Annotated in this window: 20 protein-coding genes; 12 read left to right on the top strand and 8 right to left on the bottom strand. The window is 70.2% G+C overall.

What is annotated here, in order from left to right; genetic code table 11:
• Positions 1-30: 30 nt before the first annotated feature.
• Both MC45_RS05265 and MC45_RS05270 read right to left on the bottom strand, forming a co-directional pair.
• The gene (locus tag MC45_RS05265) at positions 31-2445 is read right to left on the bottom strand and encodes a TonB-dependent receptor (protein ID WP_038660433.1); all 2415 of its coding nucleotides are present in this window, start codon (positions 2443-2445) and stop codon (positions 31-33) included.
• Between the two features lie 126 nt (positions 2446-2571).
• The gene (locus MC45_RS05270; protein ID WP_038660436.1) at positions 2572-4194 is read right to left on the bottom strand and encodes an alkaline phosphatase D family protein; all 1623 of its coding nucleotides are present in this window, start codon (positions 4192-4194) and stop codon (positions 2572-2574) included.
• Between the two features lie 117 nt (positions 4195-4311).
• On the opposite strand from MC45_RS05270, the gene MC45_RS05275 reads away from it, so the two are divergent.
• From MC45_RS05275 to MC45_RS05300, 6 genes are all read left to right on the top strand, one after another.
• A complete protein-coding gene (locus MC45_RS05275) occupies positions 4312-4767 on the top strand; it encodes a MarR family winged helix-turn-helix transcriptional regulator (protein WP_156143776.1) in 456 nt (151 codons plus the stop codon).
• Positions 4768-4776: 9 nt separating this feature from the next.
• On the top strand, positions 4777-6765 hold the full coding sequence (locus MC45_RS05280; RefSeq protein WP_038660442.1) for an FUSC family protein: 1989 nt from the start codon (positions 4777-4779) through the stop codon (positions 6763-6765).
• A complete protein-coding gene (locus tag MC45_RS05285; RefSeq protein ID WP_038660445.1) occupies positions 6762-6989 on the top strand; it encodes a DUF1656 domain-containing protein in 228 nt (75 codons plus the stop codon). The genes MC45_RS05280 and MC45_RS05285 overlap by 4 nt, the downstream gene beginning before the upstream one ends.
• Before the next feature lie 7 nt (positions 6990-6996).
• Entirely contained in the window at positions 6997-7899 is a 903-nt protein-coding gene (locus tag MC45_RS05290; RefSeq protein ID WP_038660448.1) for an efflux RND transporter periplasmic adaptor subunit, read from the top strand.
• Positions 7896-9314, top strand: a complete 1419-nt coding sequence (locus MC45_RS05295; RefSeq protein WP_038660451.1) for an efflux transporter outer membrane subunit — start codon at positions 7896-7898, stop codon at positions 9312-9314. The genes MC45_RS05290 and MC45_RS05295 overlap by 4 nt, the downstream gene beginning before the upstream one ends.
• Before the next feature lie 70 nt (positions 9315-9384).
• A complete protein-coding gene (locus MC45_RS05300) occupies positions 9385-10260 on the top strand; it encodes an SDR family oxidoreductase (protein ID WP_038660454.1) in 876 nt (291 codons plus the stop codon).
• Between the two features lie 3 nt (positions 10261-10263).
• On the opposite strand, the gene MC45_RS05305 is transcribed toward MC45_RS05300, so the two are convergent.
• The gene (locus tag MC45_RS05305) at positions 10264-11145 is read right to left on the bottom strand and encodes a LysR family transcriptional regulator (protein WP_038660456.1); all 882 of its coding nucleotides are present in this window, start codon (positions 11143-11145) and stop codon (positions 10264-10266) included.
• A gap of 90 nt (positions 11146-11235) precedes the next feature.
• Between MC45_RS05305 and MC45_RS05310 the strand changes: the two genes are divergently transcribed.
• From MC45_RS05310 to MC45_RS05330, 5 genes are read left to right on the top strand one after another with little or no spacing between them, the layout of a single operon-like run.
• Positions 11236-12405: an isovaleryl-CoA dehydrogenase gene (locus MC45_RS05310; RefSeq protein WP_038660459.1), complete on the top strand. Its 1170-nt coding sequence runs from the start codon at positions 11236-11238 to the stop codon at positions 12403-12405.
• A complete protein-coding gene (locus tag MC45_RS05315; RefSeq protein ID WP_038660464.1) occupies positions 12402-13997 on the top strand; it encodes a carboxyl transferase domain-containing protein in 1596 nt (531 codons plus the stop codon). Before MC45_RS05310 ends, MC45_RS05315 begins: the two co-directional genes overlap by 4 nt.
• A 5-nt stretch (positions 13998-14002) precedes the next feature.
• Positions 14003-15850, top strand: a complete 1848-nt coding sequence (locus tag MC45_RS05320) for an acetyl/propionyl/methylcrotonyl-CoA carboxylase subunit alpha (RefSeq protein WP_038666516.1) — start codon at positions 14003-14005, stop codon at positions 15848-15850.
• Positions 15850-16302 carry a MaoC family dehydratase gene (locus tag MC45_RS05325; RefSeq protein ID WP_038660467.1) on the top strand — a complete coding sequence of 151 codons (453 nt, stop codon included), beginning with the start codon at positions 15850-15852 and terminating at the stop codon, positions 16300-16302. Before MC45_RS05320 ends, MC45_RS05325 begins: the two co-directional genes overlap by 1 nt.
• Complete coding sequence (locus tag MC45_RS05330; protein ID WP_052075518.1) at positions 16299-17207, top strand: HpcH/HpaI aldolase/citrate lyase family protein; 909 nt, start codon at positions 16299-16301, stop codon at positions 17205-17207. The genes MC45_RS05325 and MC45_RS05330 overlap by 4 nt, the downstream gene beginning before the upstream one ends.
• Here MC45_RS05330 and MC45_RS05335 read toward each other — a convergent pair.
• The 5 genes from MC45_RS05335 to MC45_RS05355 all read right to left on the bottom strand — a co-directional run bounded on the left by MC45_RS05335 (position 17150) and on the right by MC45_RS05355 (position 22676).
• The gene (locus tag MC45_RS05335) at positions 17150-19531 is read right to left on the bottom strand and encodes a TonB-dependent receptor (protein ID WP_081974339.1); all 2382 of its coding nucleotides are present in this window, start codon (positions 19529-19531) and stop codon (positions 17150-17152) included. The genes MC45_RS05330 and MC45_RS05335 overlap by 58 nt on opposite strands.
• On the bottom strand, positions 19485-20435 hold the full coding sequence (locus MC45_RS05340; protein WP_038660470.1) for a FecR family protein: 951 nt from the start codon (positions 20433-20435) through the stop codon (positions 19485-19487). The genes MC45_RS05335 and MC45_RS05340 overlap by 47 nt, the downstream gene beginning before the upstream one ends.
• Entirely contained in the window at positions 20432-20938 is a 507-nt protein-coding gene (locus MC45_RS05345; RefSeq protein ID WP_052075781.1) for an RNA polymerase sigma factor, read from the bottom strand. The genes MC45_RS05340 and MC45_RS05345 overlap by 4 nt, the downstream gene beginning before the upstream one ends.
• Positions 20939-21001: 63 nt before the next feature.
• Positions 21002-21805, bottom strand: coding sequence for a ChbG/HpnK family deacetylase (locus tag MC45_RS05350; protein ID WP_156143777.1), 804 nt, complete (start codon positions 21803-21805; stop codon positions 21002-21004).
• A complete protein-coding gene (locus MC45_RS05355) occupies positions 21798-22676 on the bottom strand; it encodes a glycosyltransferase family 2 protein (RefSeq protein ID WP_081974340.1) in 879 nt (292 codons plus the stop codon). Before MC45_RS05355 ends, MC45_RS05350 begins: the two co-directional genes overlap by 8 nt.
• Positions 22677-22887: 211 nt before the next feature.
• Between MC45_RS05355 and MC45_RS05360 the strand changes: the two genes are divergently transcribed.
• A complete protein-coding gene (locus tag MC45_RS05360) occupies positions 22888-24375 on the top strand; it encodes an ArnT family glycosyltransferase (protein ID WP_245640846.1) in 1488 nt (495 codons plus the stop codon).
• Positions 24376-24413 lie beyond the last annotated feature (38 nt).

Raw genomic sequence — 24413 nt, forward strand, 5'->3', positions numbered from 1 at the left:
GGTGCCCGGGGCGTCCGGGCACCCGCTGCGTCAGAAGCCCCCCGACAAAGTGAAGAACGCCATCCGCGGTGGCTGGGCGTAGGTGTTGTAGGTCTTGACGACGCCGACGCCGGCGAGCTCGTAGATGCCGCGGCGGGCGGTCAGGTTGGTGATATTGACCGCGAACCGCAGGTTGTGGAGCCCCGCGACGACGTCCTGCGGCAGCGTGTAGGCGGCTTGCAGGTTGAGCAGGAACCGCCCCGGCACCGACTGGTCGTTGGTGTAGGTCGCGAAGCGCGGGCCGACGTAATCGCCGATCACCTGCGTCTCGAACGGGCCCGAGTTGAGCGTCAGCACGGTCTTGTTCAGCCAGCGCGCGACGTTGGGCACGTCCTTGCCGGCGGTCGCGATGACGCTGCTGCCGCTCTTGTAATCGTCGGCGTAGCGCGAGCGATTGTACGACAGCGCATTGTAGAGCGACACCGACGGGCCGAAGCGCAACGTCGCCGCCGCGTCGATGCCGTTGGTGCGCACGGCACCGACGTTCTGGAGGATGCTCGCGCCGCCCAGCACCGAGCCGATCACCTGCGTCGAGCTGATCTGCAGCAGCCGGTTGCTGAAGTCGACGTGATAGGCGCTGATCTGGCCCTCGATCGCGGTCAGCGGGCCGGCATCGACGTGATGCCGGGCGCGCACGCCGGCTTCGTAGGTCCACGAACTCTCCGGCTGGGTGTTCTTCCTGATCGCGTCGAACAGGTCCTGGCTGCCGACGTTATAGGGGGACAGGCCGCCGGCGATCGACGCCTGGAACTGGCGGACGTTCTGCTGGATATGGCCGAAGAGCTGATCGTCGGGCGTCACGTCCCAGACGGCGCCGATCGCCGGCAGGAACCATTTGCGCGTGTTGAGCCGTCCTTCGGGATAGCGCGTCGAGGTGCCACCGGGCAGCGGCATGGCGTTCGGCAGCGGCTGGACGAGGACGCGGCCATTGGCGAATTGCAGGCTCGACTTGAAGCCGCCTTCGATCGTCAGCGTCGGCGTGACGTGCCAGCGATCCTGCAAATGCAGCTGGACGACGTCGTAGCTCGTGACGCTGGCATATTGCGTCAGCTTCAGCAGCGCCGGGTCGGCCCATTCATAAGGCGACGGCGGCGGCGCATCGACCGGCACCGCATACCAATTGCGAAAGATCGTATTCCGATTGTGCTCGTACCAGCCGCCGAGGCCGATCTCGTGATCGCCGGCGGTGATCGCCAGCGACGAGAGCACGCCCTTGCGATCGATGCCATATTCGGTCGTGCGCAGCGCATAGCCCGAATTGCCGAACACCGATTTGAGGTTCTGGCCGGGGAAATAGACGGAGAACAGCGCCGGCAGCCCCGCCGCCGACACCGGTCCGACGATCTGCCCCTGCCCCTCGTCGTGATGACCGTAGACCTGGTTGCTGAAGGTGACGGCATCGCTGAAGCGATAGTCGTACTTCACGTAGAACAGGTAATCGGTGCGCTGCGCGTCGCCGTAATAATTGGCGTAATTGTTGGGGTTGTTCGCCGGCGGCTTGCCGTTCGCGTCGACGTAGCGCAGCGCCGCCTGCCAATCGGGATACAGCAACGAGCGATAATAGGGCTCCAGCCCGCCGGCATTGTGTGCAACCGAATCCTGATTGGGCTCGGCCTTGTCGGAGAAAGCGGCATAGCCGGTCAGCGTGCCGTGTTCGCCCTTGTGGACGAATTTGGCATTGGCCTGCCAGCCGCCCTGTCTCGCCGGGAATTCCCAGGCGCGCGCCTTCTGGCGGACGATCGAGAGATAGCCGCTGTTGGTGCCGCCGAACGCCTCGGCATTGCCGCTGTCGACGCGCAGATAGGTGCGTTGCGCGTCATAGCTGCCGAGCGTCTGCGCGAAGCGCAGGCCGGCGCGCGCGGTCGGCTGGCTGGTATAGGTCTCGAGCCCGCCGCCGAGGTTGCTCGCCGAGGCGGTGGCGAGATCGGCGGCGCCCGAGGTCAGGCGGACCGATCCGACATCCTCGCTAATCACCGCGCGCTGCGGCGACAGGCCGTTGTAATTGCCGTAGGACTGGTCGCCGAGCGGCACGCCGTCGAGGGTGAAGCCGAGCTGGTTCTGGTTGAAGCCGTGGACGATCAGCGAGATGTTCTGTTCGTTGTTGCCCCACGGATCGGCGGTCTCGAACTGGACACCGGGCAGCGTCTGGATCGCCTTGACCGGGTTCACGCCGGGCAGCACCTTCTGCATCTCGGCACCGTCGATCGTCACCGCCGAGCGCGTGGTGCGCGCGGCGGTGACGACGACCACGCCGTCCTGATCGTCGCCCTGCGCCGCGGCGGCGGGCGCGGCGGCATCCGGCGCCTTCTGCGCCGCGGCGGCGGAGGCCTGGCCGAGCGCGGCGATCGAGACGGCGAGCAACAACGCGCCGCGGCGATGGCGCGCGGCGATGAACGGCAATGACATGACTTTCCCCAATGCGACCGCACGACCGCGGTCGACCGTGCGGTTAGGGGCAGGGTGTGACGCTTCGGCGTCGTTTTGATTGCGGTATCAAGTTTATCGCAAACGTTTGTGAGGTGGCCGTACGGATCATGCCATCGTGTGGCGATCGCGCAACACGGTCGCGCGATGACCGACCGTGCCGCGGGCGTTCCGCGCCTTGATGCCGTCGACCATGATCCATTCGTTGGTGACGCGATCGGCGGCGACGGTCATCGCCATATAGCCGCGGCGCGACGTGTCGCACCATTTCAGCTCGGGATTGGCGCGGACGAGCGCGGCGGCGACCTGCGCGGGATCGGTGCCGACGCTGCTCTCGAATCCGGGCGAGGTGACGCTGTGGCCGGCGAACTCGACCGCGGCGGGACGGCCGTCCTGGACGAGGTCGTAGGCCCAGGCGTTGTGGCTGTCGCCCGAGATCAGCACGGTGTTGCCGCCGATCTGCTGCACCGACTTGAGGAAGCGCGCGCGGGCGGCGGGATAGCCGCCCCAATTGTCGTAATTGAACGGCAGGCCCAGCGCCCCGGCGGCGACGCCGGCGCTGACGTAGCCGCGCGCCTCCGGCTTCATCGCGGCGAGCCAGCCCTGCGTCTCGGGTGGCATCACCGTGGCACCCATGATCGTGCCGAAGCCGACGATCTGCCACGGCCGGCCGCTGCGCACCGAGGCGCGCATCGCGTGGCTCAGCCACACCTCCTGCTGGCTGCCCATCATCGTCACCGCCGGGTCCTGCCACGGACCGTCGCGGAACGCCTTGAGCGCGGCGACGGGGTCGGCGGCGCGGAACAGCGGCGCCACGTCGGGCTGGCGGGTGCGCGCGAGCAGCCGCGTCTCGGTGCGGAACAGCGTCGCGAGTCCGCCGATGTCATAGGCCTTCCACGGCTCGTCCGAGACCGGCATCCATTCGCGATAGGCCTGGATCGAGGCGGCGCGGCGGGCATTCCAGTCGCCCTCGGTTTCGGGCGTATGGTTCTCGGCGCCGCCCTCCCAACTGTCGTTGGCGCTTTCGTGATCGTCCCATTGCACGATCATCGGCATGGCGCGGTGCAGCGCCTGCAGATCGGGATCGGCGCGGTAGCTGCCGTAGCGCAGCCGGTAGTCGGCGAGGTGGATGATCTCGCTCTGCGGCGCCGGGGTGCGGCCGGGAACGGCGTCGGCGGGCAGCGGATAATGCGCCGGCGCATATTCGTAGAGATAGTCGCCGAGATGGATGGCGCAGTCGAAGCCGCCCTGCGCGACCGCGTGCGCATATGCGTTGAACCAGCCGAAGCCGATGTTCGAGCAGGAGAAGATCGCGGCGCGCCAGGTCTTCATGCCGTCTTCGGGCAGCGTCGCGGTGCGGCCGACCGGCGAGTGGCTGCCATCCGGCGCGACGAAACGGTAATGGTAGCTGCGGCCGGGCTGGAGGCCGTCGACGGTGATCTTGGCGGTATGGTCGCGCCACGGGCCGGTGATCTGCGCGCCGCCGGTGACGATGCGGGCGAAGTCGGGGGTCTCCGCGACCTCGACGCGCAGTTCGACGGGGCCGCCGTCGGCGGGAACGTAGCGGGTCCACAGCAGCACCGAATCGGCGGCGGGCTCGCCGCTCGCCACCGCATGGGTGAAGCCGCGGGCGTTGCCCAGTGCCTGGAGCGCGAGCGCGCCGCCGGGCAGCGCGGTGGCGCCCAGCCCGATCATGGCGGTCTTCATCAGCATGCGGCGATCGAGAATCATGATGGTGCTCCGGTGACGTTGCGCCGCCCATGCAATGCGATTGTGAAACGTGCGCGACGCCTGCCGCGCCGTAACAGGACCCTTGCGATTAGTTAGCTACCTATCTATCTGAGCCGGGTGACCCGTCCTACCCCTGCCCAGATGCGCGCCTTTTCGGCGCACCTCGTGCCGCTCGGCCGTCGCTATCGGCGCGCGCTCGACGACGGCCTCGCCGGCCTGTCGCTGTCGCATACGCCGGCGCTGGCGGTGATGCTGATCGGCCGTGCCGCCGAAGGGCTGCGCCAGGGGGCGCTCGCCGACCAGCTCGGCGTCGAGGCGCCCTCGGTGGTGCCGCTGATCGACCAGCTCGAACGCAGCGGCCTCGTCGAGCGGCGCGTCGACACCACCGACAAGCGCGCGCGCCTGCTCCACCTCACCGCCGCGGGCACGACGCTCGCCGCGCAGGTCGAGGCGCGTACCGCGGAGATCCGCCAGACGCTGCTCGCCTGTATCGAGGCGGAGGAGCTGGTGATCGCGACGCGGGTGCTCGACCGGCTCCATGCGACGATGACGCGCCTCGACGAACAGGGCTGAGCGGCGGCGATGCGGATCGGGCTGCGCGAGACGGTATTCTCGGTCAATTGCTTCGCGGCGGCGATGCTGGCGCTGTTCGTGTCCTTCTCGCTCGGGCTGGAGCGGCCGTTCTGGGCGATGGCGACGGTCTATATCACCAGCCAGCCGCTGAGCGGCGCGGTGCGGTCGAAGGCGGTGTTCCGGCTCGCCGGCACGGCGGTCGGCGGGATCGTCACCGTGCTGCTGGTGCCGGCGCTGGTCAACGCGCCGGTGCTGCTGTCGCTGGCGCTCGCTTCGTGGGTGGCGCTGTGCCAGTTCGTCTCGCTGCTCGACCGGACGCCGCGATCCTATCTGTTCATGCTGGCGGGCTATACCGCGGCGCTGATCGGCTTTCCGTCGGTGACGCATCCCGAGGCGATCTTCGACACCGCGGTGCTACGCGTGCAGGAGATCGGCATCGGCGTGCTCTGCGCCGCGTTCATCCATGCGGTGATATGGCCGCGCAGCGTCAGCCAGGTGTTCGGCGGCCGCGTCGCCGGGGTGCTGGCGGAGGCGGAGGCGTGGATCGCCGATGTGCTCGCCGCCGCGCCGGTGGCGAGCACCAGACGCGAGCGGCGCAAGCTCGCCGGCGACATCACCGACCTGCACGTTACCGCGACGCATATTCCGTTCGACACCGCGCGCATCCGCCCGACGCGCGCGCTGCTGACCGGGATGCAGGACCGGCTGGTGCTGCTGATCCCGCTGGTCTCCGCGGTCGAGGACCGCTGGCGCAGCCTGATCGCCGCCGGGCCGCTGCCCGCGCCTTTGGCCGATGCGGTGGCGACGGTGCGCGACTGGGTGACCACCCCCGCCCTGCCCGCCGCGCCGGTGATCGCCACGCTCCGGATTGCGCGCGACGCGGTGGCGGCGGACGGCTGGCGCGACCTGCTTGCGCTCAACCTGCTCGCCCGGCTGGAGGAGCTGGTGCTCGCTCTGGCCGAGACGCGGACGCTGGTGGCGGCGGTCGCCGATCCCGCCGGCCGTCCGCCGCCCGCGGTCGGCGCCGTTGCCGCACGGCCGCTGCATCGCGACTACGGGCTGGCACTGCTGTCCGCGACCGCGACGCTGCTGACCGTGCTCGGCTGCTGCCTGTTCTGGATCGTCACCGGCTGGCCGGAGGGGGCGGTCGCGGCGATGATCGCGGCGGTGGTCTGCTGCTTCTTCGCGACGCTGGACGATCCGGTGCCGGCGCAGCGCGGCTTCCTGCTGTGGACGATCGCGTCGCTGCCGCTCGCCGCGCTCTATCTGTTCGCGATCCTGCCGGCGATCGACGGCTTCGCGATGCTGACGCTGGCAATGGCGCCCCCGCTGCTCGCGATGGGCGCGGTGATGGCGAACCCGAGCTGGTACGGGCGAATGGTGCCGATGATGCTCGGCTTCGCGGGCGGGCTGGCGCTGACCAACAGCTTCACCGTCGACGCGGCGAGCTTCTTCAACGCCAATGTCGCGCAGATCATCGGCATCGCCGCGGCGATGGTGATGACGCGGCTGATCCGCAGCATCGGTGCCGGCACCGCGATCCGCCGGCTGCGCCGCGCCGGCTGGCGCGACCTCGCCACGCTCGCCGAACGCCCGGCGGACCCGGCGGTGGCGCAGATCGCGGCGTGGCGCAGCCGCATGCTCGACCGCGTCGGCCTGCTCGCCAGCCGCATCGGCGAGGTGGAGGACGAGGAGCGCGACGCCGCCGCCGCGACGCTGCGCGAATTGCGCATGGGGCTGAGCATCGCGCAGATTGCGCCCGTTGCCGACCATGCCGCGCTGCGCGCCGCGCTGGCCCGCCACTTCCGCGCGCTCGCCAGCGGGGACGATGTCGCGCCCCCGGCCGAGCTGCTCGACCGGATCGACGGTGCGATCGCCGCCGGCCGCACGATCGCCGATCCCGAGGAACAGCGCGGGCAATTGATCAATCTCGTCGGATTGCGGCGCAACGTCTTCCCCGCCGCGCCCGACTGGCACGATGCGAAGGCGGCGGCATGACCGCCGACCTGGATATCGGCGGCGTGTTCGTCCACCCGCTGCTGCTCGCCGCGATCCTCGCCTTCGTGCTGGCGGAGGCGATCGGCTGGGCGCTGGCGCGGGCGCGGCTGTATCGTTTCGTCTGGCATCGCGGCCTGTTCGACGTCGCGCTGACCATCGTCCTGTGGGCCGGGATCGCCGGCCTGATCACCGGCGGCGACCCCGCCGCGGCTCTCTTCAGCTAGAAAGACCATGACTCCACATCCTTCCCTGCGCGTCGTCCTGCGGATCGGCGTCACGCTCGCCGTCGTGCTGCTTGCGGTGGTCGCCGGTCGCCGGCTCTGGGCGCATTACGAGACCGAGCCGTGGACGCGCGACGGCCGCGTGCGCGCCGATATCGTCCAGGTCGCGCCGGACGTCTCCGGCCTCGTCACCGAGGTGCTGGTCCGCGACAACCAGCCGGTCGCGGCGGGAACGCCGCTGTTCCGCGTCGACCGGCCGCGCTACCGGCTGGCGGTGGCGCAGGCGGCGGCGGCAGTGGCGGCGCAGCGGGTGCAACTGGCGCAGGCGCGGCGCGAGGCGCAGCGCAACCGCACGCTCGGCGACCTCGTCGCGGGCGAGGTGCGCGAACAGGGCGACGCCAAGGTGGCGCAGCTCGCCACCGCCTTGTCGCAGGCGCAGATCGCGTTGCAGACCGCGCAGCTCAACCTCGCCCGGACCGAGGTGCGCGCGAGCGTCGCCGGCACGGTCAGCAACCTCGATCTGCGGCCCGGCGATTATGCCACCGCCGGCCATCCCGAATTCGCGATCATCGACCGCGGCTCGCTGCACATCATCGGCTATTTCGAGGAGACCAAGCTGCCGCGCGTGCATGTCGGCGATCCCGTCCGCGTCCGGCTGATGGGCGACGATCAGGTGATCGCCGGCCATGTGCAAAGCATCGCCGGCGGCATCGAGGATCGCGATCGCAGCGCCGGCGCCAATCTGCTCGCCAACGTCAACCCGACCTTCAGCTGGGTGCGACTGGCGCAGCGCATTCCGGTGCGGGTGGCGATCGACCGGCTGCCGCGCGGCGAGATGCTGGTGGTCGGCCGTACCGCGACGGTCGAGGTGCTGCCGCGCGCCAGGCCGGTGGCGGCGGGAGCGCGGGCATGACGCGCCGCCTCGCGCTGCTGGCCGCCACGCTGCTCGCCGGCTGCACCACCGCCGGACCCGATTACCATCGGCCCGACGCCGCGGTGATCGCCCGGCCGAGCGCCACGGCGCCGTTCGTCGGCGGCGACGAGGCGGCGTTCGCGGCGCTGGCGCCGGTGCCCGACCGCTGGTGGCAGCTCTATCGCGATCCGCGGCTCGACCGGCTGGTCGAACAAGCGCTCGCCGCCAATACCGACCTGCGCGTCGCGACGGCGAATATCGCGCGCGCACAGGCGTCGCTCGACGTCGCCGAGGACGGCCGGCGCGTCCAGACGCAGGTACAGGCGTCGCCCGGCTATGCGCAGCGTTCGGCGGAGGAGGAATTGCGGCCCGGCGCCGCTTTGCCCCGTTCGTTCGTCTATGCGGCGAGCGCGGGCATCTCCTATCAGCTCGATCTCGCCGGGCAGGTGCGCCGCGCGATCGAGGCGGCGGATGCCGATGTCACCGCGACCCGCGCCGCCTATGACAGCGTCCGCATCACCGTCGCGGCGGACACCACCCGCGCCTATCTCGATGCCTGTTCGTCGGCGCGCGAGATCGGCGTCGCGCAGCGCGCGCTCGACCTGCAGAGCCGGACGACGCGATTGACCGAGCGGCTGGTCCGCGCCGGGCGTAGCGGCTCGCTCGATGCGACGCGCTCGACGACGCAGGAGGCGCAGGTGCGCGCGACGATGCCGGCGTTGCAGGCGGCGCAGCGGCTGGCGCTGTACCGGCTGGCGACGCTGACCGGCCGACCGCCCGCCGAGTTCGACCGCGATGTCGCCGCCTGTACCGGCGAGCCGCATCTCGACCGGCCGATCCCGATCGGCGACGGAGCCGCGCTGCTGCGCCGTCGCCCCGACGTGCGCCGCGCCGAATGGGAGCTGCGTGCGGCGACCGCGCGGATCGGCGTCGCAACCGCCGATCTCTATCCGCGCATAGCGCTCGGCGCCTCGGTCGGTTCGGTCGGCCTTGCCGAGCGGGCATTGGGCAGCGACACGTTCAAATTCTCGCTCGGACCGCTGATCAGCTGGCAATTCCCCAACCGGACGCGGGTGCGGGCGCGGATCGCCGCGGCGCAGGCGGAGAGCGACGCGGCTTATGCGCGGTTCGACGGCACGGTGCTGACCGCGCTGCGCGAGACCGAGAGCGGCCTGACCGTCTACGCGCGCGATCTCGACCGGGTGGCGGCGCTGCGCGAGGCGAGCCGTCAGGCGGGCAAGGCGGCGCGCGACGCCGAGACGCTGTTCCGCGCCGGGCGGACCGGCTTCCTGCCGGTGCTCGACGCGCAGCGCACCGCGATCGGTGCCGAACAGACGCTCGCCGCGGCGGAAAGCCGGCTCGCCGCCGATCAGGTGCAGCTGTTCCTCGCGCTCGGCGGCGGCTGGCAGACGTGATCGCACGGGGTACGGACCGAACGCCGGCCTGCCTCGTTCCTGCTGCGACACGCCCCAGACAGGAATCCCGATGACCAACGATCCCCGCACCAGCGCCCCCACCCGCTTCCCCGACGAGCCGCAGCAGCCCGCCCCCGGCGTCGAGGCGAAGATGCGCAACCGTCCCGACCACGGCGAGGACAGCTATCGCGGCAAGGGCCTGCTCGACGGCAAGGTGGCGCTGATCACCGGCGGCGATTCGGGCATCGGCAAGGCGGTGGCGATCGCCTATGCCCGCGAAGGCGCCGACGTCGCCATTTCCTATCTCGCCGACGAACAGGTCGACGCCGAGGATACCAAGGCGTGGGTCGAGAAGGCGGGCAAGCGCTGCCTGCTGCTGCCCGGCGACATCCGCAGCGTCGCGCAGTGCACCGCCCTGGTCGACCAGACGGTGGCGGAGCTCGGCAAGCTCGACATCCTCGTCAACAATGCCGCAGCGCAGACGATCAACGAGGATATCGACAGCATCGACGATGCCGAGATGGAGGGCGCCTTCGCCGCCAACGTCTTCGCGATGATCCGTCTCGCCAAGGCGGCGGCGCCGCACCTCAAGCCGGGCTCCGCGATCGTCAACACGACGAGCATCCAGGCGAAGACCGCGACCGAGAACATGATCGTCTATGCGACCACCAAGGGTGCGATCAGCAGCCTGACGATCGGCCTGTCCAACCTGTTCGCGCCCAAGGGCATCCGCGTCAACGCGGTCGCGCCGGGACCGGTGTGGACGCCGATCCAGCCGATCGCCAAGCCGAGCGACGAGCTGGAGACGCTGGGCGAATCGACCCCGCTCGGCCGCGCCGGCCAGCCGGGCGAACTCGCGCCGGCCTATGTGCTGCTCGCCTCGGACGAGGGCAGCTACATCACCGGGGCGATCGTGCCGGTGACCGGCGGCATGCCGATGTATTGAACGTCAGTCCGGCGCGGGCGGCTCGACCGCCCGCGCCAGCGACGTCGCCAGCCAGCCGTGGCGCAGCGCCTCGGCATCGGCATGCGCGGCGAACACCAGACCGATGTCGCGGCTGAAATCGAAGCCGTCGAGATGCGCGAGCACCACGCCATCCTCGCGGAACCCCTCGGGCATGACGGTGACGCCGAGCCCGGCGCGGACGTAGCTCAACGCCTTGTCGTCGCTGGTCGTGCGTGCGGCGAACACCGGGCGGACGCCGCGGGTGGTGAAGAAGCGGCTGGTTTCGGGGAGCAATTCGCAATGGCGCCGGACGATCATCGGATCGTTGACGAGCTGTTCGGCGCGGATCACCGGCGTGCCGGCGAGCGGATGCGCCTGGCCGAGCGCCAGTGCATAGCCCTCGCCGAGCAACTTCAGCCGCGCCTCGGGCGGGTCGCCGTCGCGCAGCAGCGTCAATGCGAGGTCGATGCGGCCGCGCGCGAGCCGCTCGCGCAGATCGCGCTCCTTGCCCTCGACGATCTCGAGCCGGTCGCCGCCGGGGGCGCTGCGCTGATCGGCGAGCAGGCGTTCGATCCAGCGCCGCGGCGTCGTCACCAGCACGCCAAGCCGCAGCGTGCGCACCGGCGCCGTCTCCGCCACCGCGCGCTCCGCCTCGGCGAACCCCGCCTCGATCGCTCGGGCCGATGCGACCAGCCGCGCGCCGGCGTCGGTCAGCGCGACGCGGCGGTTGCTGCGATCGAACAGGCTGCGGCCGAGCGTCTTCTCCAGTTTGGCGATGCCGACCGACAGGGTCGGCTGCGAGACGTTGCACGCCGCCGCGCCGCGCGAGAAATTGCCGGTGTCGACCACCGACAGGAAATAGCGAAGATGGTAGCGATCGATCATAGACGGTTTCTATGATGTTCTTGCACGTCTTTCAATTTTCCATGTGACGGACGAGCGGCTACAAGGCCGCAAAAGACGGTGGAGAGACTGATGGCTGAACTGGACTTCGCGCTCGGCGAGATGGCCGACACGATCCGCGACACGACGCGCCGCTTCGCGCTCGACCGGATCGAACCGATCGCCGCCGCGGTCGATGCCGAGGATCGCTTCGCGCGCGAATTGTGGCCGATGATGGGCGAGCTGGGTCTGCACGGCATCACCGTCGAGGAGGCGGATGGCGGGCTCGGCCTCGGCTATCTCGAACATCTCATCGCCTGCGAGGAGATCAGCCGCTCGTCCGCCGCGATCGGCCTCAGCTACGGTGCGCATTCCAATCTGTGCGTCAACCAGATCCGCCGCTGGGCCAACGCCGAGCAGAAGGCCAAGTATCTGCCGAAGCTGATTTCCGGCGAGCATGTCGGCAGCCTCGCCATGTCGGAGGCGGGCGCGGGATCGGACGTCGTCTCGATGAAGCTGCGCGCCGACAAGGTCGACGGCGGTTGGCGGCTCAACGGCACCAAATTCTGGATCACCAACGCCGCTTATGCGGACACGCTGGTCGTATATGCCAAGACGATCCCCGATGCCGGATCGAAGGGCATCACAGCCTTCCTGATCGAGAAGGATTTCGCCGGTTTCTCGATCGGGCAAAAGATCGACAAGGTCGGCATGCGAGGGTCGCCGACCGCCGAATTGGTGTTCGACGATTGCTTCGTCCCGGACGATCAGGTGATGGGGCCGCTCAACGGCGGCGTGAAGGTGCTGATGTCGGGGCTCGACTACGAGCGTGTCGTGCTGTCGGGCATCCAGCTCGGCATCATGCAGGCGTGCCTCGACGTCGTCCTGCCCTATGTCCGCGAGCGCAAGCAGTTCGGCCGGCCGATCGGCGAGTTCCAGCTGATGCAGGCCAAGGTCGCCGACATGTATGTCGCGCTCAACTCGGCGCGGGCCTATGTCTACGCCGTCGCCAAGGCGTGCGACGCGGGGCGGACGACGCGCTTCGATGCGGCGGGTTGCATCCTGCTCGCTTCGGAAAGCGCGGTGAAGGTCGCCGGCGAGGCGATCCAGGCCTTGGGCGGCGCGGGCTATACGAAGGACTGGCCGGTCGAACGCTATTGGCGCGACGCCAAATTGCTCGATATCGGCGCCGGCACCAACGAGGTGCGCCGCATGCTGATCGGCCGCGAGCTGATCGGCCATGACGCGCCGCGCGCGCAATGACGGTGCTGCGTACCGCGATCGACGCGGCCTCCACCGACTTCGCCGCCAACGATGCGCACAATCGCGCGCTCGCCAAAACGCTGCGCGGGACGGTCGCGACCAGCGCGCTCGGCGGCTCGGAGCAGCATCGCGCCCGCCACGTCGCGCGCGGCAAGCTGCTGCCGCGCGACCGCGTCGAGCGGCTGCTCGACCCCGGCTCGCCGTTCCTCGAAGTGGGCGCATTGGCGGCGAACGGCATGTACGGCGGCGATGCCCCCGGCGCGGGGATGATCGCCGGCATCGGCCGCGTCTCGGGCCGCGAATGCCTCATCATCGCCAACGACCCGACGGTGAAGGGCGGCGCCTATTTCCCGATGACGGTGAAGAAGCACCTACGCGCGCAGGAAATCGCGCGCGAGAACCGCCTGCCGTGCATCTATCTGGTCGATTCGGGCGGCGCCAATCTGCCGCATCAGGCCGAGGTGTTCCCCGACCGCGATCATTTCGGCCGCATCTTCTTCAATCAGGCGCAGATGTCGGCGGAGGGGATCGCCCAGATCGCCTGCGTGATGGGCAGTTGCACCGCAGGCGGCGCCTATGTGCCCGCCATGTCCGACGAGACCGTCATCGTCCGCAATCAGGGGACGATCTTCCTTGCCGGTCCCCCGCTGGTCAAGGCGGCGACCGGCGAGGTCATCTCCGCGGAAGAGCTGGGCGGCGCCGACACGCATGCGCGCAAGTCGGGCGTCGTCGACCACGTCGCCGAGAATGACGAGCATGCGCTGCTGATCGTCCGCGATATCGTTGCGACGCTCAACCGGCCCAAGGCGGTCGATATCGAGATCGCCGCGCCGCGGGCGCCCCAGCTCGACCCGCAGGAATTGTACGGCATCGTGCCGCAGGACGTGCGTGCGCCCTATGACGTGCATGAGGTGATCGGGCGGATCGTCGACGGTTCGGACTTCCACGAATTCAAGCCGCTGTACGGCACCACGCTCGTCTGCGGCTTCGCGCGGATCTGGGGCATGCCGGTGGCGATCCTCGCCAACAACGGCGTATTGTTCTCGGAAAGCGCCTTGAAGGGCGCGCATTTCATCGAGCTCGCCTGCCAGCGGCGCATCCCGTTGCTGTTCCTCCAGAACATCTCGGGCTTCATGGTCGGTGGCAAGTATGAGGCGGAAGGTATCGCGAAGAACGGTGCCAAGCTGGTGACCGCGGTCGCCACCGCCTCGGTGCCGAAGATCACCGTGCTGATCGGCGGCAGCTTCGGCGCGGGCAATTACGGCATGTGCGGGCGCGCGTATTCCCCACGCTTCCTGTTCAGCTGGCCCAACGCCCGCATCTCGGTGATGGGCGGCGAGCAGGCGGCGAGCGTGCTCGCCACCGTGCATCGCGACGCCGACGGCTGGACGCCCGAACAGGCGGAGGCGTTCAAGGCGCCGATCCGCCAGAAATACGAGGACGAGGGCAACCCCTATTACGCCACCGCGCGGCTGTGGGACGACGGCATCATCGATCCCGTCCAGACCCGCGACGTGCTCGGCCTCGCCTTTTCCGCGGCGCTCAACGCGCCCATTCCCCAATCGCCGTCCTTCGGCGTGTTCCGGATGTGATGGCCATGATCGAGAGCCTGCTCATCGCCAATCGCGGCGAAATCGCCCGCCGCATCATCCGCACCGCGCGGCGGCTCGGCATCCGCACGATTGCGGTCCATTCCGACGTCGATGCCGCCATGCCCTTCGTCCGCGAGGCGGATGCGGCGGTGTGCATCGGCACCGCGCTCGCCGCCGACAGCTATCTGCGGCAGGATCGCATCCTCGCCGCCGCCCGCGAGACGGGCGCGGCGGCGATCCATCCCGGCTACGGCTTCCTGTCGGAGAATGCCGAATTCGCCGAGGCGGTGGTCGCCGCGGGCCTCGTCTGGGTCGGCGCGCCGCCCGCCAGCATCCGCGCGATGGGCCTCAAGGATGCCGCCAAGCAACGGATGATCGCCGCCGGCGTGCCGGTGACGCCGGGCTATCTCGGCGCCGACCAGTCGCCCGAACGCCTGCAGGCGGAGGCCGATGCGATCGGCTATCCGGTGCTCATCAAGGCGGTCGCCGGCGGCGGCGGCAAGGGGATGCGCAAGGTCGATGCGCGCGAGGATTTCGCCGAGCTGCTCGCCAGTTGCCAGCGCGAGGCGGCCGCCTCGTTCGGCAACACGCAGGTGCTGATCGAAAAGTACATCCTGTCGCCGCGCCATATCGAGGTGCAGGTGTTCGGCGATACGCACGGGCAGGTCGTCCATCTGTTCGAGCGCGATTGCTCGCTCCAGCGTCGCCACCAGAAGGTGATCGAGGAGGCCCCCGCCCCCGGCATGGACGCCGCGACGCGCGCCGCGGTCTGCGATGCGGCGGTGCGAGCGGCGAAGGCGGTCGACTATGTCGGCGCCGGCACGATCGAGTTCATCGCCGATGGTTCGGACGGGCTGCGCGCCGATCGCATCTGGTTCATGGAGATGAACACGCGGTTGCAGGTCGAGCATCCCGTCACCGAGGCGATCACCGGGCAGGATCTGGTCGAATGGCAGCTCCGCGTCGCCTCGGGCGAGCCGCTGCCGCACCGGCAGGACGAACTGTCGATCCACGGCTGGGCGATGGAGGCGCGGCTCTATGCCGAGAATCCGGCGAGCGGTTTTCTGCCCTCGATCGGGCCGCTCCACCGGCTGCGTTTCCCGGCCAACGTGCGTGTCGACAGCGGTGTGGAGGAAGGCGGCGCGGTGACGCCCTTCTACGACCCGATGATCGCCAAGCTGATCGTCCATGGCGGTTCGCGGCGAGAGGCGGCGGCGAGGCTCGCCGCGGCGGCGCGCGGCACGCAGGTCTGGCCGGTGAAGACCAACGCCGCCTTCCTCGCCCGCGCGGCGGCGCATCCCAACTTCGTCGCGGGGCGCGTCGATACCGGCTTCATCGAACGCCATGCCGCCGATCTGATCCCGGCGGCGGACCCCTCCCCCGCCCTATTGGGCGCGGCGGCGGCGGCGTTGCTGCCGCAGGGTGACGATCCGTGGGTGGCGCTGCGCGGCTTTCGTGCCAATCGCGCGGTTTCGACTGCGATCGACGTCGAGGTCGGCGGCAAGCCTTATCGCGTCGAGCATCCCGTCGCCGGCGGGATCGTCGCCGATGGCGTGCTGTTCCTCGACGGCGAGGCGTGGCCGTTCGGTGCGCCGCGCGCCGATGCGATCGCCGGCGCCGGCGAAGGCGATGGCGCGATCCTGTCGCCGATGCCGGGCCGCGTCATCGCGGTGCTGGTCGCGGCGGGACAGGCCGTCGCGCGCGGCGAGCGGCTGCTCGTGCTGGAAGCGATGAAGATGGAACAGGCGCTGGTCGCGCCGTTCGACGGTGTCGTGGCGGAGCTCAAGGTCGCCGAGGGCGCGCAGGTGCCCGAGGGGACGTTGCTCGCGCGGATCGCAGTGGAGGAGGTTTGATGGCGGGACGCAGCTTCGAAGCATGGCAGGTCGGCGACCGTATCGTACACGACATCCGCCGCACGGTGACCGAGACGGACAATCTGCTGTTCTCGACGATGACGCACAATCCGCAGCCGCTCCACCTCGACGCCGAGGCGGCGCGGGCGAGCGAATTCGGTCAGATCCTCGTCAACGGTACCTTCACCTTCGCGCTGATGGTCGGCCTGTCGGTCGGCGACACGACGCTCGGCACGCTCGTCGCCAATCTGGGCTATGACAAGCTGGTGATGCCCAAGCCGGTGTTCCTCGGCGATACGTTGCGCGCCGAAACCGAGGTGGTCGAGCTGAAGGACAGCCGCTCGCGGCCCGACGCGGGCATCGTCACCTTCGCGCACCGCATGCTCAACCAGCGCGACGAGGTGGTCTGCCAGTGCCTGCGCACCGCCTTACTCAAACGGTCGGCGGCATGAGGCTGCGGTCGCTCCTGTTCGTGCCGGGCGACCGGCCGGAGCGGTTCGCCAAGGCGGCGGCGAGCGGTGCCGACGCGCTGATCCTCGATCTCGAGGATTCGGTGGCGGCCAGCGCCAAGACGGCGGCGCGCGAGGCGGTGGCGGCGCACTTGCGCGAACCGCGCGGCGCGGTGCGGCTGTTCGTGCGGGTCAATCCGCTCGATACCGCATTATGCGCCGAGGATATCGCCGCGCTCCACGGCCTCGCCCCCGATGCGATCGTGCTGCCCAAGGCGGAGGGCGCACCCAGCGTCCGCGAGCTCGCGCAGCGGCTCGCCGCGGCCGGTATCGACGCGCCGATCCTGCCGATCGCCACCGAGACGCCGGCGGCGATCTTCGCGCTCGGCAGCTATGCGGCGGCGGGCGTGGCGCTCGCCGGGATCACGTGGGGGGCGGAGGATCTGCCCGCCGCGATCGGCGCGGCGACCAGCCGCGAGGACGACGGCCGCTACACGCCGCCCTATGAGATGGCGCGGTCGCTGACGCTGTTCGCGGCGCATGCCGCCGGGGTGGCGGCGATCGACACCGTCTATCCCGCCTTCCGCGACCTCGACGGCCTCGCCGGTTATGCGCGGCGTGCGGCGCGCGACGGCTTCACCGGGATGATGGCGATCCACCCGACACAGGTCGGCGCGATCAACGCCGCCTTCACCCCCAGCGCCGAACAGGTCGAGGCGGCGCAGCGCATCGTCGCCGCCTTCGCCGCGGCACCCGACGCGGGGGCGTTGCAGGTCGACGGCCGGATGGTCGATGCACCGCATCTCAAACAGGCGCGCCGCCTGCTCGACCGAGCCGCCGCGATAGCCGCTCACCAGGCCGCCGACACGCCGAGACGCACGTTGCGCGGCCGCAGCGGCGTCACCTGATTGCGCGCGGCGAGGCCGAAGGGATTGCCGAACGCGAAGCGATTGGCCGCCGCATCGGTGAGATTGTCGAGGCCGAGCCTCAGGTCGAGGTTACGCCAGCGCACGCCGGCCGAGGCACCGAAGGTGGTGTAATCGCCCTGGCTGACGTCGAGCAGATCGCCGGTGCCGAGCACCGAGCGCCCGACATAGTCCACCGTCGCGCCGACCCGCGGCGCGACGCTTCGCCCCTGCCCCCAGGCGTAGCTCAGCGCGGCATGACCCGCGAACGGCGGTGTCTCGGGCAGCCGGCGATTGTCCTCGCGCGACTGGTCGGCGACCGGTCCGCGCACCCGATTGTAGGTGTAGAGCGCCGCCGCGTCCAGGCGCAGACCGGCGAACGGCACCCAGTCTAGCGAAGCCTCCAGCGTCTGGATATTGGCGTTGCCGAGATTGGTGGTGAACGGCTGGCCACGGCGGTTGAGCAGATCGGCCTGGATGCCGCGCCACCGTGCGGTCGACGCGCTCACCGACAGGCCGAGGCCGGTCGTGCCGCGCCGCAGCCGGCGCATGCCGATTTCACCAACCGCGATCGAATCGGCCTGATAATTGGCGACGCGGCCGATCCCCTGCGCGACCGCCAGCCCGCCGGTGCGGAACCCCGTCTGGTAGCGCGCGAACAGCGCGAGATCGGGTGCGAGCCGGTAGGACAAGGCAAGCGTCGGATCGGCGCGCTGCGTCGAGCGGCCGCGGATATAGGCGCCCGGTCGCCGCGTTGCCGACGGCTCGCCGTCGATCCGCGCGCTGGTGAAGCGTCCGCCGAGCGTGACCGACAGGTCCGGGGTCACCGCCAGCGTCGTCTCGCCGAAGGCGGAGGCGGCGCGGGTGACGTTGGTGACGCCGACGATGTCCATCTGGTTGCCGGTCAGGCCGAGCGCGCGCGACAGTGCCGACCGGTCGCTGATCAGGGTGAAACCGGCGAGCCAGGAATTGCCCGACGCGGTCGAACGCGACAGCCGCATCTCGTGCGACAGCAGCAATTTGGCGTTGTCGACATTATAGGCGACCGGCCGTCCGACGCCGCGCGGCGTCGCGTCGAACACCTCGCCGGTGTGATAATCCGCCACTCCGGTCGCCGAGACGAGGCGCAGGCCGCTGTCCCAATCCTTGGCGACGACGACGCGGCCGAACAGGAAGCGGTCCGCGAACGGCTGCGCGATCCGGCTGCTGCGTCGATAGCTGCCGTCGCTGACCTCGGCATATTGGCCGTCGGTGGCGCGGATGCGCTGGACGACGCCGCTGGTGTCGATTCGCCAGCCGCCGCCGGGCTCGACGCGCAGCGCGAGGCGCGCACCCACGGTGCCGACGCGGTTGACGTCGCGCCCCCGCGCCGGATCGTCGATATAGCCGCCGTCGCGCACCACATAGGCGACGCTGCGCAGCGCCAGCCGCTCGTCGAGCAGCGGCACGTTGACCATCGCCGACAGATCATATCCCGCCGCGCCGCCATGCGTGGCGACGACGCCACCGCTCATCGCCGCGGCGACCCGGTCGAGCAGGGGCGCGTTCGAGGTCAGCCGCAGCACGCCACCGATCGCGCCGGCCCCGTACAAGGTCCCCTGTGGCCCCTCCATCACCTCGACCGCCTGCATGTCGTAGAGGCGCAGGCCGGGATCGGGACCGGAAGCGTTGAGCTGGACGTCGTCGAGATAGACGCTGGCGGTCGATTGGGTGGTGCCGTTGAAGCTGCTGTCGGCGATGCCGCGGATGAACACCTTGTTGCGTCCCGGCCCGAGCTGCGTGCTCTGCAGCACCGGCACCGCATTGGTGAGGTCGCTGATCGCCCCGGTCGCGCCATTGGGCTGCGCCGTCGTGCCGACCAGGGTCAGGCTGCCGGGATAGCGCAGCAAGGGGACGCGCTGCTTGCTCGCGGTGACGACGATGTCGGCGGGCACGTCCGCCGGCGGGACGGGGCGAGGCGGCGTCGGCCGTGGCGGGCGCACGCGACGCGGCGCGGCGGCGATGCGATAGATGCCGCCCGGCCCGGGCACCGCGCGATAGCCGGTGTCGGCGAGCAGCCGCGCGAGCGCCCGCGCGACGGGCATCGTTCCGCGCAGGGCACGGCAGCGGATGGCGTGGAGTCCCGGCTCGGTACTGACGATCTCAACGCCGCTGCTCCGCGCCAGCGTCAACACCGCCACGTCGAGCGTCGTCGCCGGGATGGCGACGGTGATCGCCGCATCGCGCGCGCGCGCGACCGACGGCAGGCAAGCGGCGGCCGCGAAGGCGGCGGAAACGAGCTTAACGTGTCGCGGTAGCGCGGTCCGCCAATACCCAGCCTTCGCCATTACGCCGCCATGTCGCCCCGATCAGTTCGGCCAGATGCGGTACGTCGCGATCGGCAGCGCCTGTGACGTGGATCATGCCGGTAAACGGGCGGCGCGACAAGTCGCCGACGATACGCAGGTCGACGCCGAGCTGCCGCCGCAGGCTCGCCACGACCTCGCCGACCGGTATCCCCTCGAAACTGAGATCGCCGCTGCGCCAGCCGCCGACCGCGGCGGTCGGCAGCGTGCCGCGAACGATGCGGCGGTCGGCGGCCATCGTCACGGTGTCGCCGGCACCGAGCCGCAGCCCGGCGCCGTCGGGCTGGAACAGCACCGACCCCTCCGCCACCGCGACCGAGAGGCGCTCGCCGGTGTGCAGCACGTCGAAGGTGGTGCCGAGATCGCGGATCAGCTGATCGCCCGCACGCAGCTCGAACGGATGCGCGGCATCGTGGACGACGTGGAGCGTCGCCTCGCCGCGATCGAGCGCGACGCTGCGCGGATCGGCGCCGCTCACCCGCAGCAGGCTGCCGCCGTTGAGCGCGATCTGCGTCCCGTCGGCCAGGCGGACGTCGCGCCGCTCGCCGTCGCTTGTGGCATAGACGGTCTCGGTCGCGTGCGAGCCGAACGTCGTCGGCACCAGCCAAAGGGCGAGAGCCGCGGCGATCGCGCCGCCGCCCGCCAATCGCCACCAACCGCGCGAGGCCGGCTGGTCGTCGTTCGCCGCAATCGGCATCGCATCGGGTTCGGGAAACGCCGCCGCGGCGACCAGCCGGTCGCGCATCGCCACCGCGTCATAGGCGCGCGCATGGGCCGGGGTCTCGAGCCAGGCGACGAAGCCTTCCCAATCCTCCGCCGCCATATGCTCCTGGCGCAGATGCCAGGCGATCGCCTGGTCGATGATGTTCGGTGCGTCACGGCTCACAGGCGCTGCCCCCTTCCATCATCATGACGATGCGCCACGGGCATATCCGCAGCAGTCTGTTCGGCGCGGGCATGAATAATCCGATACGCCCGCTGCAACAGCTTCTCGACCCCGCTGACGCTGATCCCCAATTGCTCGGCGATGGCGCGTTGCGGCCTGTTTTCAACGCGATAGAGGCGCAGTGCGGTGGCCATCCGTTCGGGCATGTCGGCGATCACCGCCTCGATCGCGCGCAGCTCGTCGCGCATCACCAGCGTCCGTTCCGCATCGGGCAGGTCGTCGGCGGTCGGCTGCTCCTCCAGCCACGCCGCCTCGCGCGCGCCGCGGCGCGCGGCGGCGATCCGCCGGTCGGTCGCCAGGTTGCTGGCGACGCGATACAGGAAGGCGGCCGGCTGCGCGATCGGCTGATCGGCGAGCTGGTCGATCCGCAACCACATGTCCTGCAGCGCATCCTCCGCATCGTCGCGGTTCCCGAGCCGCGCCGTCAACAGTCGCGACAACATCGCGCGTTGTTCGAGGAAGATGGCGCGAAGTCCGCCGTCGGCCAATCTGCGTCCGCGCTCCCGTCAGGCTGGAAACGCCAGCCCTTCCGCCGCCGCCATGTCCGCTATCGGCCATTTCCGCAAGACGTCCGCTTCGCGCGGCCGCGCCTCGGCGATCGCGTCGCCGGCGCGCCTGCCCGCCCCCGGATGACACATGACGAGATGCATACCCGCCGCCCGCCGCAGGAAGCGCGGGAACAACCGCTTGTAATCCGTCGAGAAATCATAGTGGCCAGCGAAACTGTCGTTGCAGCGCAGGCGATAGCGCGCCGCCGCCCGGCGCAGCCCGCGCGAATGGAAGGCGCTGCCGATCGCCTTGCCGACGAACGGCCGCGCCAGCATCGCATCGACCCGATCGGTGCAGTCGCGCACCCAGGCATCGGGCGCGCGGCTCGCCGTCTCGAACAGCACGATGTCACGGATGCCGGGCAAGGCGTGCGAATGCTGGTGGCCGTCGACGAAATCGGGCGCGCGGCCCATCGCCGCGGTGAAGGCGTCGAACTGCGCGGCGATCTCGGCCGCGATCTCCTCCAGCGGCAATTGCCGGCGTGCGGCGCGGCCGGCGAGCGGATCGATCTCGGGCAGCCGGCCGTCGGGTGCGAACAGCGGCATGTCGGTCAGCGGCCGTTCCTGCGTCAGCGTCAGGTGCAGCCCGATCGAGACGTGCGCCGGCAGGTCGCGAAGCAATGCGGCATCGTCCATCCACCCAGGCATCAGCGTCATGCAGCTCGTCGCGTTGAGCTTGCCGTTCGCCGCCAGCTCGGCGATCGTCTCGCTTACCCCGCGGGAATAAGCGAAATCGTCGGCGCACAGGACCAGGTTACGCAACGGCCGCACCCTCCACACATTGATGCGCGCGCTCGCGGATCTGGACGCTGAGCAGCTTGCGGCGCTGCAGCCGGCGCGCGAGGAAGCGATAGAAGAACCAGCTGCCCGCCCACGGCGCGGTCGCCGAATAGACCAGCCGTTCGAACAGCGTCCAGCGGATCGAATCGCGGTCGCGCTCGCGTGGCGAGGGCATGCACCACAGATCCTGCGAATAGAGCATCCGTCCCCGCGCCATCGTGCGGTGGATGACCTCGTGATCCTCGAGGATGTAACCCCAGATCGCGGCATCGAAGCCGCCGACCGCGCGCAGCGTCTCGACGTCGAAACACTGGCCGGCGCCGCCGGCATGACATTGCCGCGGCAGCAGCTTCGCCGCCGACAGGATCCTGCGCGCCTCGGCATCGAGCGCCGCCCGATCGGCGCCGGGGTCGACGAAATAGGCGCCGGCGACGACGCAGCGGTCGCGCTGCAACAGCCGCTCCGCCTCGGCGAGATAGTGCGGCGGGTAGAGCGTGTCGGCGTCGCAGGTCGCGACATAGCGCGTCCGCACCCAGCCGAGCCCGGTGCGCAGCGCCGCGACCTTGCCCGGCGTCGTCTCGGTGATGACGAGGGCATCGAGCCCGTGTGCGCGGACCGCGGCGCGTGCCACCTCGGCGCTGCCGTCGGTCGAACCATTGTCGACCAGGATCAGGATCGCGCGCACGCTCTGCGCGGCGAGGCTGGCGATCGTCGCGGCGAGATAGTCGCGTTCGTTGAAGAACGGGATCAGCACCGTCCACAGCGGTGTCGGCCGGCGATCCAGCCGCCGCGCGGCGATCGACGATCCCGCCGCGCTGCGGGACATCGGATCGTGGTCGTTGATCAGAAACATGATGCCCCCGGCAGACGGTCCTGGCGGCATCGCGGACTGCGACGCATGCCGACATGGTCTACCCCCCGGAAGGCCATGTCGGCGCCGCGCGTCAGTCGCTGCGATGCCCCGAATGACAGACGATGCCGATCTGGACATTCCACACCTGCCCCCGAAAAAAATGCTGCATGACGGTAGGGATCGCCGGAATTAAGGGGGCGCCATGATCTCCATGGCGCGTTCCCCGGCCGCAGCGACGAGCGTCCCCGCCAGCCGGCCCGGCGCCGTGGCGACCTTCCTGCTGCTGCTCGGCTGGGCGCTGCTGCTGCGCGGTCGCGACTTCGGCAATCCGATCATCCACGTCGACGAGCAATATTATCTGCTCGTCGGCGACCGCCTGCTCCACGGCGCCTTGCCCTATGTCGATCTATGGGACCGCAAGCCGCTGGGGCTGTTCCTGATCTTCGCGGCGATGCGGCTGCTGCCCGGCGACGGCATCCTCGCCTATCAGCTCGTCGCGACGCTGTTCGCCGCGGCGACCGCCTGGCTGGTCACGCGCGGCAGCCGGCGGCTCGGCGCGACGCCGCGCGGTGCGCTGGTCGCCGGCCTCGCCTATGTGCTGTGGCTGTCGCTGCTCAGCGGGCGCGGCGGGCAGTCGCCGGTCTTCTACAATCTGTTCGTCGCCGCCGCCGCGGTGCTGACGCTGCGCCTGCCGCGGCTCGCCGCGCGTGGTGCCGGCGGCGCGATCGTCGCCAATGGCTGCGCCGCCTGCCTGTTCGCGGGACTGGCGATCCAGACCAAATATACGCCGGTCGTCGAAGGCGCGTTTTTCGGGCTCGTCCACCTCTGGTATCTCCGCCGCGCCGGCACTTCGCTCGCGCCGCTCTCGGCAGCGGCGCTGGTGTGGGTGGTGCTCGGCATCGTGCCGACCGCGGCGGTCGTGCTGTTCTACAGGTCACAGGGGCCGGCGGTGTTCGACGCCTTCTGGTTCGCCAATTTCGCGTCGGTGTCGCTGCGCAAGGGCTATCCCGCCGCCAAGATCGCCGCACGGCTCGCGGGCACCACCGCGCAATTGCTGCCGTTCATCGCTTGCGCAGCGCTCGCGTGGCGCGTGCGGCCGCGCCGGCCCGAGATGGGTATCGCCTTCGGCTGGCTCGCTGCGGCGCTCGTCGCCTTCGCGATGATCGGCGCCTTCTTCGATCATTATGCGCTGCCGCTGATGGTGCCGCTGGCGATGATCGCCGGCGTGGCGCTCGGCTGTTACCGGGCGGCACCCGTGGCGCTGCTCGGCTACGGCCTGCTGCTGTTCGTCGTACGGGTGGCGCTGGTGCCGACCGAGGCCGCATCGGCGCGCGCGGTGGCGCGGGTGATGGCCGCGAACGACCGCGGCGGCTGTCCCTATGTCTTCGCCGGCGACGTCATCCTCTACCATCTCGCCGACGCCTGCATCCCGACCGCCTACGCCTTCCCCTCGACGCTGGCCTATGAAGCCGAACAGGGCGCCACCGGCATCGACGAGGCCGCCGAGGTACGCCGCATCCTCGCCCGCCGGCCGCCGGTGATCGTGACGATGGATGCGCCGATGGCGCCGTGGAACCGCGCGAGCCAGGCGGCGATGACGCAGGCGCTCGCCGCCGGCTATCGCCGGGTGTTGACCGTCCCGCGCGAGGACGCGCATCTGCTCGTCTACCTGCGCGACGACCTGCCGCTGCGGCGCTGATCGCAGGCCCCTTGGCGCGGACGCCTCCGCCGGGCTAG

It is taken from the genome of Sphingomonas taxi (assembly GCF_000764535.1).
Classification (GTDB): Bacteria; Pseudomonadota; Alphaproteobacteria; order Sphingomonadales; family Sphingomonadaceae; genus Sphingomonas; species Sphingomonas taxi.

Bases quoted from the DNA above. Each gene is read 5' to 3' on its own strand.
- MC45_RS05355 (WP_081974340.1), bottom strand. From the start codon at position 22,676: ATGTTTCTGATCAACGACCACGATCCGATGTCCCGCAGCGCGGCGGGA.
- MC45_RS05305 (WP_038660456.1), bottom strand. From the start codon at position 11,145: ATGATCGATCGCTACCATCTTCGCTATTTCCTGTCGGTGGTCGACACC.
- MC45_RS05330 (WP_052075518.1), top strand. From the start codon at position 16,299: ATGAGGCTGCGGTCGCTCCTGTTCGTGCCGGGCGACCGGCCGGAGCGG.
- MC45_RS05325 (WP_038660467.1), top strand. From the start codon at position 15,850: ATGGCGGGACGCAGCTTCGAAGCATGGCAGGTCGGCGACCGTATCGTA.
- MC45_RS05300 (WP_038660454.1), top strand. From the start codon at position 9,385: ATGACCAACGATCCCCGCACCAGCGCCCCCACCCGCTTCCCCGACGAG.
- MC45_RS05360 (WP_245640846.1), top strand. From the start codon at position 22,888: ATGGCGCGTTCCCCGGCCGCAGCGACGAGCGTCCCCGCCAGCCGGCCC.
- MC45_RS05335 (WP_081974339.1), bottom strand. From the start codon at position 19,531: ATGGCGAAGGCTGGGTATTGGCGGACCGCGCTACCGCGACACGTTAAG.
- MC45_RS05270 (WP_038660436.1), bottom strand. From the start codon at position 4,194: ATGATTCTCGATCGCCGCATGCTGATGAAGACCGCCATGATCGGGCTG.
- MC45_RS05295 (WP_038660451.1), top strand. From the start codon at position 7,896: ATGACGCGCCGCCTCGCGCTGCTGGCCGCCACGCTGCTCGCCGGCTGC.
- MC45_RS05345 (WP_052075781.1), bottom strand. From the start codon at position 20,938: ATGTTGTCGCGACTGTTGACGGCGCGGCTCGGGAACCGCGACGATGCG.
- MC45_RS05320 (WP_038666516.1), top strand. From the start codon at position 14,003: ATGATCGAGAGCCTGCTCATCGCCAATCGCGGCGAAATCGCCCGCCGC.
- MC45_RS05310 (WP_038660459.1), top strand. From the start codon at position 11,236: ATGGCTGAACTGGACTTCGCGCTCGGCGAGATGGCCGACACGATCCGC.
- MC45_RS05280 (WP_038660442.1), top strand. From the start codon at position 4,777: ATGCGGATCGGGCTGCGCGAGACGGTATTCTCGGTCAATTGCTTCGCG.
- MC45_RS05265 (WP_038660433.1), bottom strand. From the start codon at position 2,445: ATGTCATTGCCGTTCATCGCCGCGCGCCATCGCCGCGGCGCGTTGTTG.
- MC45_RS05315 (WP_038660464.1), top strand. From the start codon at position 12,402: ATGACGGTGCTGCGTACCGCGATCGACGCGGCCTCCACCGACTTCGCC.
- MC45_RS05290 (WP_038660448.1), top strand. From the start codon at position 6,997: ATGACTCCACATCCTTCCCTGCGCGTCGTCCTGCGGATCGGCGTCACG.
- MC45_RS05285 (WP_038660445.1), top strand. From the start codon at position 6,762: ATGACCGCCGACCTGGATATCGGCGGCGTGTTCGTCCACCCGCTGCTG.